Genomic DNA, 11,030 nt, shown 5'->3' with positions numbered 1-11,030 from the left:
CACGAGGAGTCAGCATGAGCAACCCTTTCGAGGACCCGGACGCCCAGTACCTGGTGCTGGTCAACGACGAGGGCCAGCACTCGCTGTGGCCGGTGTTCGCCCCCGTTCCCGACGGCTGGAACACGGCCTACGGCCCGGCCGCCCGGCCGGACTGCCTCGACCACGTGAACGAGCACTGGACCGACATGCGGCCGCGAACCCTCGCGGCGCAACTGGACGCGACCGCCTGACGGCCGCTGAAGAGCTAGGGGGGAATGCCCGGATGAACACGGCGCCCGCAGTTCCGTTCGATGACATGACCGTCGATCACATCGAGTTGTACGTCAGCGACATCCGGGCGAAGACGGCCTGGCTGGTCGACCAGTACGGCCTCACCGTCGAGGCCGACAACGAGCACGAGGCGGTTCCGGCCGGCGCCCGCTCGGTGGCCCTCGGCAGCAGCCGCATCAGCGTGCTGCTCACCGAGGCCCTGGACGAGGATCACCCGGCGGCCGTGTACGTGGCACGGCACGGCGACGGCGTGGGGAACATCGCCCTGCGGGTGTCCGACGCCACCGCCGCCTTCGACGAGGCCGTCCGCCGCGGGGCGCGCCCGCTGGCGCGGCCCGTGGCCCGCGACGGCGTGGTGACCGCGTCGATCACGGCGTTCGGCGATGTGGCGCACACCTTCGTGGAGCGCCGGGCCGGCATTCCGGACCGGACGCTTCCCGGCCTGCGTCCGGTCCCCCGGCGCGAGCCGGCGAAGGACATGGGGCTGACCGAGGTGGACCACTTCGCGGTCTGCCTGGAGGCCGGCACCCTCGAAGGGACCGTCGACCACTACCGGCAGGTCCTCGGCTTCGACGTGATCTTCGCCGAGGACATCGTCGTCGGCTCCCAGGCGATGATCTCCAAGGTGGTGCAGAGCAGGTCCGGCGCGGTCACGCTCACCCTGATCGAGCCCGACCTGTCCCGCGAGCCCGGCCAGATCGACGAGTTCCTCAAGCGGCACGACGGTCCCGGCGTCCAGCACATCGCCTGGAACACCGACGACATCGTGCGCTCGGTCCGGAGCATGAAGTCGAGCGGAGTCGACTTCCTCAGCGCCCCCGGGACCTACTACACCCTGCTCTCGGAGCGGCTGACGGTGCGTTGGCACTCCGTCGACGACCTGCGGAACCACAACATCCTGATCGACGAGGACCATGACGGGCAGCTGTTCCAGATCTTCACCAGGTCGGTCCACCCGAATCGGACCCTCTTCATGGAGGTGATCGAGCGCGCCGGCGCCCGCACCTTCGGCTCGGGGAACATCAAGGCGCTCTACGAGGCGGTCGAGTTGCAGCGTGCCAACGACGGGGCGTTCCGGTGAGCCCCACCGACACCGGTCGGACCGGGGCCGGGACCGCGCTCGCGGAGCCGCTCCCGGTCTGCCTGGACGACGTGGAACGGCTGGCCGCCTCCCGGGTCCCGGCCGACGTCTGGGACTTCGTCCAGGGCGGCAGCGGCAGCGAGCACACCCTCGGGGCCAACCGGGCCGCGCTGGACGACGTGGCCCTGGTGCCCCGGGTGCTGCGCGGAGCGGGGGCCGGCGACACCCGGGCCCGACTGGTCGGCACCGGCTGCGCGATGCCCCTGGCGATAGCGCCCATGGCCTACCACCGGCTGCTGCACCCCGAGGGCGAGTTGGCGATGGCCGCCGCGGCACTGGCCGCGGACGTGCCGTTCACCGTCGGCCTGCTCAGCAGCTGCTCGCTGGAGAGCATCGCGCAGGTGGGGGCTCCGCTCTGGTTCCAGCTGTACTGGCTGAGCGACCGGGGACGGATGCTCGACCTGATCGGACGCGCCGAGCGGGCCCGCTGCCAGGCCCTGGTGATCACCGTCGACGTGCCCGTCATGGGGCGGCGGCTGCGGGACCTGCGCAACGAGTTCGTGCTCCCCTCCTGGGTGAGCGCCGTCAACCTGGACGCCGGCCCCTCCGAGGCGCACGGGCGGGTCGCCGGCGGGTCGGCGGTCGCCGAGCACACCAGGACCGTGTTCGACCCCGCGGTGACCTGGCAGGACCTGGAGTGGCTGCGCGCGCAGAGCGCGCTCCCACTGATCGTCAAGGGGGTCCTCTCCGGTGCGGATGCCGCCCGGGCCGTCGCCTGCGGCGCCGACGCCGTGGTGGTCTCCAACCACGGGGGCCGGCAGCTGGACGGCACACCGGCCAGCGTGACGGTGCTGCCCCAGGTGCGCGCGGCCGTGGGCGACGGCTGCCAGGTGCTGCTGGACAGCGGGGTGCGCAGCGGGACCGACATCCTGCGGGCGCTCGCCCTGGGAGCGTCGGGCGTCATGGTGGGCCGGCCGCTGCTGTGGGGCCTGGCGCTCGACGGTGCGGCGGGCGCCGGGCAGGTCCTGTCGCTGCTGCGGGCGGAGCTCGCCGACTGCCTGACCCTGGCCGGCTGCGCCGATCCCGGCGAGGCCGGTGGACTGCGCACACTGCTGGGCCCGAAGGCCGTGCTGCGACAAGGACCGAGTGGATGCGGAGAAGGCGCACATGACCACTGAGATCTCCGACCGGCTGACGGTCGACCTCAGCACCGCGGACCTGCACGGGGCGCTGGAGGACCCCGCGCTGTCCTCGATGAACCTGCTGAACGAGATAGCCAACCACTATCCCCTGGCCGTCCAGTTCGCGGCCGGCCGGCCCAGCGAGGAGTTCTTCGACGTCGAGGACGTCCACACCTACCTGCGGGCCTTCACCGACCACCTCGCCCGCGACCGCGGCATGTCGCCCGCGGAGGTCACCCGCACGCTCTACCAGTACGGCCGGACCAAGGGCGTCGTCCACGAGCTGGTGGCCCGGAACCTGGCGGTCGACGAGGGGATCGAGACCGACCCCGAGGCGGTCGTGGTCACGGTGGGCTGCCAGGAGGCCATGTACCTGGTCCTGCGGGCGCTGCGGGCCGGTCCCGAGGACGTGCTGCTCGCCGTGGCGCCGACCTACGTCGGCCTCACCGGCGCGGCGCGGCTGGTCGACATGCCGGTCCTGCCCGTCTCGGGCGGGGTCGACGGCGTGGACCTGGACGACCTGGTCGCGGTGATCCGTCGCGCCCGGCGCGACGGGCTGCGGCCGAGGGCCTGCTACGTCATGCCCGACTTCGCCAACCCCTCCGGCCTCAGCCTGACGTACGCCATGCGGCGACGGCTGCTGGACATCGCCCGGGCGGAGGGCGTGCTGCTGCTGGAGGACAACCCGTACGGCCTGTTCCACGGCGGCGGGGAGCGGACCCCGAGCCTCAAGGCGCTCGACGAGCACCGCAGCGTGGTCTACCTGGGCTCGTTCGCCAAGACGGCGCTGCCCGGCGCCCGGGTGGGCTACGTGGTGGCCGACCAGCGGGTGGCCGACGGCGCCGGCCGGATCGGCCTGCTCTCCGACCAGCTCTCGAAGATCAAGAGCATGCTGACGGTGAACACCTCGCCCATCGCCCAGGCGGTGGTGGGCGGCAAGCTCGTCGCCCACGGGTGCAGCCTGGTCGCCGCCAACGTCCGCGAACACGAGGCGTACACCCGCAACCTCCGGCAGGTCCTCGACGGACTGGCCGCCAGGTTCCCCGCGGGCGCCCCCGCCTCGGAGCGGGTGGAGTGGAACGCCCCGGCCGGCGGGTTCTTCGTCGTGCTGACCCTGCCGTTCCCCGTCGACGACGCGCTGCTGGAGCACTCGGCCAGGGAGTACGGCGTGCTGTGGACGCCGATGCGCCACTTCTACGACGGGCCCGGCGGCGAGCACCAACTGCGGCTCTCCATCAGTGCCGTGACGCCGGAACAGATCGACCTCGGGCTGGACCGCCTCGCGGCCCTGATAACGGAGTGGAGCAAGTGATGCCTCAGGAGTCCATCCAGCGGCGCTTCGCCGCACAGGCGAGGCTCGCGCCGGACACGGTCGCGGTCGCCGCCGGCCGGAACCGGCTGACCTTCGCGGAGCTGGACCGACGGGCGAACGGACTGGCGCACCGGCTGCTGGAACTGGGCGTGCACCCCGAGGAGCCGGTGGCGGTCCTGATGGAGCGCTCGGTCGACCTGGCGGTGGCGGTCCTGGGCGTGCTCAAGGCAGGCGCCGCCTACCTGCCGCTGCACAGCGGGAACCCGTCCGAGCGACTCCGGCTGACGATGAGTCAGGCCGGGGTCCGGGTCCTGCTGACCGACGAGGCCATGCGCGGGCGCGGGCTGCCGTCGCCGGACGGTCTCACGGTGCTCGACCCCGCCACAGCGGGGCCCGACGCCACCGACCCCGGCGTGGAGTCGCGGGCGGACCAACTGGCCTACGTGATCTACACCTCGGGCTCGACCGGGACCCCCAAGGGCGTCGCGGTGACCCACCGGGACGTGCTGGCCCTGGTCGACGACGGCCTGTGGGACGGCGGCGCCCACCAGCGGGTGCTGATGCTGGCCCCGTACGCCTTCGACGTGTCGACCTACGAGCTGTGGGTGCCGCTGCTGCGCGGCGGACAGCTGGTGATGGCCCCGCCCGACATCGACGTCGACACCCTGCGGACCCTCGTCGGCCAGGAGGGCATCACCGGTCTCCAGTTGACCGCCGGTCTGTTCCGGGTGGTCGCGGACGAGGCGCCGGAGATCTTCGCGGGCGTCCGCGAGGTGATGACGGGCGGGGACGTGGTCTCCCCGACGGCGGTGGGGCGGGTCCTGGACGCCTGCCCCGACACGGTCGTCCGGGCCATGTACGGGCCGACCGAGACGACGCTGTTCGCCACCCACCACCCGATGACCGGCCGGCCCGGCGGTGACGTGCCGCTCGGCCGCGCGCTCGACGGCATGCGGGTGTACGTCCTCGACGACAAGCTGCAGCCGGCCCCGACGGGCGAGGCCGGGGAGCTCTACATCTCGGGCACCGGCGTCGCCCGCGGCTACCTCGGCCGCACCCGGCTGACCGCCGAGCACTTCGTCGCCGACCCGTTCGGCGACCCCGGGACCCGGATGTACCGCACCGGCGATCTGGGCCGGTACAACGAGCAGGGGGAGCTGGAGTTCCTCGGCCGGGTCGGGAACCAGGTGAAGATCCGGGGCTTCCGGGTCGAGCTCGGCGAGGTGGAGACGGCCCTGTCCGTCGTGGCGCCGGAGGTTCAGGCGGTGGTCGTGGCGCGCGGGGGCGAGGCCGACGACAAGCGCCTGCTCGCCTACCTGGTGCCGGAGGAGGGCGCCGCTCCGCCCGAGGTGGAGGCGGTCCGGCGCGGGCTCGCGGAACTGCTGCCCGACTACATGCTGCCGTCCGCCTTCGTCGTGCTGGCCGCCCTTCCACTGACGCCCAACGGCAAGGTCGACTACCGGGCGCTGCCGGAGCCGGAGCCGGACCGGCCCGACGCCGACGCCGACACCGGACCGCGCGATCCGCGCGAGGAGGTCCTCTGCCGACTGTTCGCCCAGGCCCTCGCGGTGCCGACGGTCGGCGTCCACACCGACTTCTTCGAGGCCGGCGGCACCTCGCTGGGCGCGACCAGGCTGGTCGGCCGGATCAGGACCGAGCTCGGCGTCCGGCTCACCATGCGCGACCTGCTCAAGCTGCGCACCCCGGCCGGTCTGGCCGGCGCCGTGCACAGGTCCGGTGGCGCGGACGGCGGAAACGACGTCCTGACCCCGGTGCTCGCGCTCCGGGCGACGGGCGCGCGGACGCCCGTCTTCTGCGTCCACCCCGGCGGCGGCATGGCCTGGTGCTACTCGGGGCTGCTGCGCCACCTGCCCAGGGACATCCCGGTCTACGGGCTCCAGGCACGTGGCCTGGCGGGCACCGAGCCCGTGGCGCAGACCATGGAGGAGATGGTCGGCGACTACCTGGACCAGATCCGCCGGCTCCAGCCGACCGGCCCCTACCGGCTGGTCGGCTGGTCGTTCGGGGGCAACGTGGCCCAGTCCGTCGCGGCCCGGCTGCGGGCGGAGGGCCAGGAGGTCGCGCTGCTCGCCGTCCTGGACTCGCACCACGGCGGAGTCGGGGCCGCTCCCCGGCCGCCGTCCCCGCGCGAGGTGCTGCACCTGGCCTTCGACGGTCTCGACGCCTTCCACGCGGAGCCCGGCGACGGACCGCTGAGCGCGGCGCGGATCCAGGAGATCCTCCAGGAGCAGGGCAGCCCGCTGGCCGGCGTGGGGCCCCGGGTGATCGAGGCGATCACCGCCGTCACCGCGAACAACCTCCGGGTCAGCGAGGCGGCGCGCCCCGCCCACTTCGACGGGGACCTGCTCTTCTTCGAGGCGACCGGCCGGGACGGGGAGCCGAGCGGACTGGCCGAGGTGTGGCGGCCGCACATCGGCGGGTCCATCGACCGCCACGTCGTCGGTGTCGAGCACCTTCGGCTGATGACTCCCGCCGCGCTGGACGTCGTCGGTCCGATCCTCGCCCGCCGACTCGAACAGACCGCCTGACCCGACCCTCCGATGCCGGCCAACCGCCGTTCGATCCAAGCCACCTGAGAGAACAGTCACCATGTCGCCACGTACGGTCGCCGAGGACCTCGGCCATGTGAACCTCACCGATCCGGCCACCTTCGTCCAGCCCGCGATGGAGGACGTCTGGAGGCTCCTGCGCGAGGAGCATCCCGTCCACCTCCACCCGGCGACCGAGACCACGCCGGAGTTCTGGGTGCTGACCCGCTACGAGGACGTCCTCTCGGTCTACAAGGACCCCGAGCGATTCGTCTCGCAGCGCGGCAACATGCTCACCTCGCTGATGAGCGGCGGCGACCCGGCGGGCGGGAAGCTGCTGGCCGTGATGGACGCGCCGCGCCACACCGCGCTGCGCACCACCCTGCTGAAGTCCTTCTCCCCCCGCGCCCTCCAGCCCGTCGCGGACAAGGTGCGGGCGCGGGCCGACGAGCGCGTCGCCGCCGCGCTCGCCGCCGGGACCTGCGACTTCGCGACCGAGGTCGCCGAGCACGTACCGATGGGAACCATCTGCGACCTGCTGGGCGTGCCGACGTCCGACCGGGCCGAGCTGCTGCGGCTGAGCAAGCAGGCCCTGAGCTCCGACGACGCCGACCAGTCCGAGGACGACGTCTGGCTGGCCCGCAGCGAGATCCTGCTCTACTTCGCCGAACTCGCCGAGTTCCGCCGGTCGGTGCCGAAGGACGACCTGATCAGCACGCTGGCCACGGCCCAGGTCGACGGCGCCCCGCTGACCGAGGAGGAGCTCGTCCTCAACTGCTACGGGCTGATCCTGGCCGGGGACGAGACCAGCCGGCTGGCGGCGACCGGCGCGGTCTGGCACTTCAGCCAGCACCCGGACGACTGGGAGGCGCTGCGGAGCGGCCGGGTGCCGCTCCCGGTCGCCGTGGAGGAGATCCTGCGCTGGACGACCCCGGCGATGCACCTCGGCCGCACCGCGGCCACCGAGGTCGAGATCGGGGGCCGCACCATAGCCGCCGGGGACACCGTCACCGCCTGGAACGTGTCCGCCAACCGGGACGAGGCGGTCTTCACCGACCCCTACTCCTTCGATCCGGCCCGCACCCCGAACAGGCATCTGACGTTCGGTTACGGCCCGCACTTCTGCATCGGCGCCTACCTGGGCCGGGCCGAGATCGCCGCCGTGGTCGACGCCCTGCTGCGTAGCGTGGACACCATCGAGGCCCTGGGCGAACCCGAGCCGGTGTACTCGACCTTCCTCCGCGGCTACAGCAGCCTGAAGGTACGCCTCCGGCCGAGCGCCGGAGCGTAGCCACGGACCGCTCGACTCCGTTGCGGGCTATGGATCTTGATGCGGCGTCATGGACTGTCGTCCGGACATTGACGCTCACGGCGACTTGGGGGAAGGCTGGCACTCAGCACGTATCCGTCCAAGCCGAGGTGGCCAACCCGTGATCGGCGTTCTCCGTGCCGTCGTGCTCATCGACAGCGCGCCCGGCGGCGGCTGATGCCGCGCGCCGGGCCGTCCGCCACCGAGCCCGCACCCGCACCCGCACCGCAGACCGACCCGGTGCGGCTCGGGCAAGGGGTCGTGACCGCCGCGGTCTTCGTCACCCTGGCAGGGCTGGTGGTCACCGCGTCGGCCACCTGGTTCTCCGAGCAGTGGGTGACCGGCTGGCAGGTCGCGGGCGCCGGCCTGGTCGTCGCGGGCGCGATGACTGTTCGGCAGGTGAAGGCGGTCCACCGCGCCGGCGACCTGGAGCGGGGCAGCGCCATCCAGGCGTCGCGGACTGCCGCGCTGTTCCTCTGCGTCGCGCTGGCCTGCTTCGCCCTCAGCCTCAGCGCCTGGTTCCGCGGCCTGGACCTCGACCACAGCGCCACCCTGAGCGTCCAGGCGACGACAGAGCACTGTCAGTGGGAGCAGGATGACGACTCGGCCTACGAGCATGAGGAAGCGGACTGGTTCTGCTACTACCGGTACACCGTGCGAGGACGGGCGTACGTCGACAGCGGAGCCTTCGGAAACGGCCCGACCGAGACCCTGCGTGTCGACCCGGCGCACCCCGGCTCCCTGGGCGGCAACAGCACGCAGTTCCAGGGCCTCTTCGTACTCAACGTGGTGACCCTGCTGATCGCGGGCCTCCTGCTCCGGCTCTGGCTGCGACTGGAACGCAAGGTCGGCAGAACGCGCTGACCATCGGGGACGCCGAACCCGTCATCGCGCCCTGTCGTCGGCCGGAGCCCGCGCGGCCAGCCAGGCCCCCAGCTCCAGGCAGGCCGACCGCTCCTCCTCCGCCGGGCCCCACCACCAGGCGAAGGGCGAGGCGTCGACCCGGAGGTCGTCCCACCACCCCTCGGCGCACTCGGCCAGGTGCCGGTCGGCCGCCGGGGCCTCTTCGGTCTCCCACAGGCTCAGCCAGGGGCCCACGGACGAACTCGCGGTGGCACAGCTCTCGAAGACCTCCCGGGCCGGGGTCGGCGGGGAGTCCTGCCGCAGGGTCCAGCGCCACCACGCCTCCAGGAAGCCGAGCACGGCCTGGACCTGCTGCTCGGGCCACTGGGACCAGCGGGCGGCCGCCAGACCCCGGGCGGCCAGATCCGGCGACGTCGAGCCCTCCGCCAGCAGCACGGCGAGCTGCGGCAGCACCCGCCGGATCACGGCGGGCTGGTCGTCCCAGTGGTCGGGAGCCTCGACCGCGACCAGGTCGACCAGCTCCGCCGACAGAGCCGCATCCGCGGTCCGCAGCAATGCGACCTCGTCCGCGCCGTAGCAGCGACCGCAGCCGACCTCGTCCGGATGGGCCGTCATGCCGGCGAAGACCTCCGCGACACGGGCGAGCGCGAGCTGCAGCGAACGAGCATCCGAGGTGGCCACGACGACTCCCGACGTCTACTCCGGCGAGCCGCGCCCGCCGAAGGGAGCGACGTTACCAGGGCACCCGTCCTCGGCCGAACACGGCCGTCACATGCGGCGGATGGCGTCGATGGGGCCGAAGTCGCTGAGCGGCATGAGTTCGACCACCCAGCCGGTCGTCGGCGCGTTCAGCAGCATTCCGTTGCCCGCGTAGAGGCCGACGTGCTGGTAGCCGTCGAGCACGATGATGTCGCCGACCTTGGCGTCCGCGAGGCTGTCGACGGCGGTGCCCTCGGAGGCGTCCCCGGCCGCCGAGTGCGGCAGGGTGATCCCTGCGTGGGCGTAGGCCCACATCACCAGGCCCGAGCAGTCGAACTGGGTCGGACCGGCGTAGGCCCAGTGGTAGAAGTCGCCCATGACGCCCATGGCCGCCTCCATGGCGGTCGCGGCCTGCGACGATATGCCGCTCAGGTCGATCTGGCTCTTGTTCAGCGAGCCGTCGTAGCCCAGGTCCCCACCGCAGTCGTTGCCGCAGCCGCCGGTGGTGCCGGGGCCGGGGCCCCCGAGGCCGCCGCCGTTCACCTGCTCCTGCTGGGCCGGGGTCAGCGACTGCACCAGCGACTGCGCCGCCTTGATCTTCGCCAGACCGGCGGACTTCGCATTCTGCATGGTCTGCAGCAGTGCCTGCTGCTGGGCCAGTTCGGCCGTGGCCTCGGCCTTCTCCCGGGCGAGGATGGCCTGTTGCTCCTTGAACTGGCCGAGTTCCGCCTGCTGGGTCGCGTCCACCTCGCCCTGCGCGGAGGCGTCGTCCAGGAAGTTGGCGGGATCCGAGGACAGCATCAGCTGGACCGCCGGGTCGACCGAACCGGTCCGGTACTGCGCCGCCGCCACCGCGCCGAGCTGAACCAGCTCCTTGTTGATCACTGCCTGCTGCTCGGCCACCTCGTCCTGGAGGATGCTGACCTTCTGCTGCAGCGCCTGGGCGCTGCCCTGGGCGGTGTCGTACTGGTTGGCCGCCGCGTCCGCGGCCTGTCGGTCCGCGGCCAGCTCGGCCTTGGCCTGGCTCAGGGTCAGCTTGGGCGCGGCCTGGGCGCTGCTCTGCGCGGACACCGCGACCACCGCCACCGCCGCCATGGTGAAGACCGACGCACGCGCACGGCCGGCCGGCTTGGGACGACGATGTGAGGCCACGGGCGGGTTTCCCTTCCTGCAACCGCCGAGATCCTTGAGGCGCGGCCCGAAGGCGTTGCCCGGAACCAGGACGGGAACCCCCGCTTCGCCCGGTCGAGCGTCAGTCAGGGCGGAGGTTCGAGAGCTGAGACTAGTGAGGGCGTTATCAATCTGTCATCCCCACAGTGAAATTAGTCTGCTTATGAGTCACATGTCCATGCTGGGACTCCGCAGCGGACCCCTCTCCTCCCCCGCCCGGCCGAACGCCCGATCGGGTGGCGGGTGACCTGGTCCGGGGCAGGCGCCCGGCTGCCCGATCGGCGCCCGCACTGTTACTTCGGTTACTTCTGCTGCCGCCTCTGCCCTGCGGTCGCCGGGCGGTCCGCGCCGACCGGCTGCCCGGACCGGGCTCCCGGAAGCACCGAACTGTCCTTGCCGCGACCGCCGTTCGGCGGACAGCGGGACACCGAGCGCCCCGGAGCCGGTGGTCCTGCCGGTGCCCGGCCGTCGGCTCCGGCCCCCGCCGCCGTTTTTCCATGGCGCCCGGCGCCCCGTATCCTCCGCTGGGCCGACGCGCACACCACTCCGCCGAAGCCCCGGGCGCAATCGCGCTCCCTCCCGCACATCCGCACCC

The 11,030-nt window shown here is 72.6% G+C and carries 9 protein-coding genes; 7 read left to right on the top strand and 2 right to left on the bottom strand.

Translation table 11 applies throughout. From position 1 onward, the window contains the following. Window positions 1-14: 14 nt before the first annotated feature. From BS75_RS33190 to BS75_RS33160, 7 genes are all read left to right on the top strand, one after another. A complete protein-coding gene (locus tag BS75_RS33190) occupies window positions 15-230 on the top strand; it encodes an MbtH family protein (RefSeq protein ID WP_034090868.1) in 216 nt (71 codons plus the stop codon). Between the two features lie 65 nt (window positions 231-295). Then, the gene (hppD, locus tag BS75_RS33185; RefSeq protein WP_231607962.1) at window positions 296-1,351 is read left to right on the top strand and encodes a 4-hydroxyphenylpyruvate dioxygenase; all 1,056 of its coding nucleotides are present in this window, start codon (window positions 296-298) and stop codon (window positions 1,349-1,351) included. Next, window positions 1,348-2,529, top strand: coding sequence for an alpha-hydroxy acid oxidase (locus BS75_RS33180; RefSeq protein ID WP_063771501.1), 1,182 nt, complete (start codon window positions 1,348-1,350; stop codon window positions 2,527-2,529). The genes hppD and BS75_RS33180 overlap by 4 nt, the downstream gene beginning before the upstream one ends. After that, window positions 2,519-3,844: an aminotransferase-like domain-containing protein gene (locus BS75_RS33175; RefSeq protein WP_034090866.1), complete on the top strand. Its 1,326-nt coding sequence runs from the start codon at window positions 2,519-2,521 to the stop codon at window positions 3,842-3,844. The genes BS75_RS33180 and BS75_RS33175 overlap by 11 nt, the downstream gene beginning before the upstream one ends. Continuing rightward, a complete protein-coding gene (locus BS75_RS33170) occupies window positions 3,844-6,393 on the top strand; it encodes an amino acid adenylation domain-containing protein (RefSeq protein ID WP_052070012.1) in 2,550 nt (849 codons plus the stop codon). Before BS75_RS33175 ends, BS75_RS33170 begins: the two co-directional genes overlap by 1 nt. A gap of 61 nt (window positions 6,394-6,454) precedes the next feature. After that, window positions 6,455-7,684 carry a cytochrome P450 gene (locus BS75_RS33165; protein ID WP_042438316.1) on the top strand — a complete coding sequence of 410 codons (1,230 nt, stop codon included), beginning with the start codon at window positions 6,455-6,457 and terminating at the stop codon, window positions 7,682-7,684. A gap of 195 nt (window positions 7,685-7,879) precedes the next feature. After that, on the top strand, window positions 7,880-8,566 hold the full coding sequence (locus tag BS75_RS33160) for a hypothetical protein (protein ID WP_034090863.1): 687 nt from the start codon (window positions 7,880-7,882) through the stop codon (window positions 8,564-8,566). A gap of 21 nt (window positions 8,567-8,587) precedes the next feature. Here BS75_RS33160 and BS75_RS33155 read toward each other — a convergent pair whose 3' ends face one another. After that, window positions 8,588-9,247 (bottom strand): hypothetical protein, encoded by a 660-nt coding sequence (locus tag BS75_RS33155; protein WP_052070010.1) that lies wholly within the window; start codon window positions 9,245-9,247, stop codon window positions 8,588-8,590. Window positions 9,248-9,334: 87 nt separating this feature from the next. Then, window positions 9,335-10,417 (bottom strand): NlpC/P60 family protein, encoded by a 1,083-nt coding sequence (locus BS75_RS33150; RefSeq protein ID WP_034090862.1) that lies wholly within the window; start codon window positions 10,415-10,417, stop codon window positions 9,335-9,337. Between the last annotated feature and the right edge of the window lie 613 nt (window positions 10,418-11,030).

The sequence above is a fragment of the Streptacidiphilus albus JL83 genome (assembly GCF_000744705.1).
In the GTDB taxonomy this organism is placed as follows: Bacteria; Actinomycetota; Actinomycetes; order Streptomycetales; family Streptomycetaceae; genus Streptacidiphilus; species Streptacidiphilus albus.
The sequence above is the reverse complement of the archived record's forward strand: the minus strand, read 5'-3'. Positions and strand labels throughout refer to the sequence as shown.

Excerpts from the sequence above, each read along its gene's own strand:
- BS75_RS33160 (WP_034090863.1), top strand. The coding sequence starts at position 7,880 with ATGCCGCGCGCCGGGCCGTCCGCCACCGAGCCCGCACCCGCACCCGCA.
- BS75_RS33170 (WP_052070012.1), top strand. The coding sequence starts at position 3,844 with ATGCCTCAGGAGTCCATCCAGCGGCGCTTCGCCGCACAGGCGAGGCTC.
- BS75_RS33165 (WP_042438316.1), top strand. The coding sequence starts at position 6,455 with ATGTCGCCACGTACGGTCGCCGAGGACCTCGGCCATGTGAACCTCACC.
- hppD (WP_231607962.1), top strand. The coding sequence starts at position 296 with ATGACCGTCGATCACATCGAGTTGTACGTCAGCGACATCCGGGCGAAG.
- BS75_RS33190 (WP_034090868.1), top strand. The coding sequence starts at position 15 with ATGAGCAACCCTTTCGAGGACCCGGACGCCCAGTACCTGGTGCTGGTC.
- BS75_RS33175 (WP_034090866.1), top strand. The coding sequence starts at position 2,519 with ATGACCACTGAGATCTCCGACCGGCTGACGGTCGACCTCAGCACCGCG.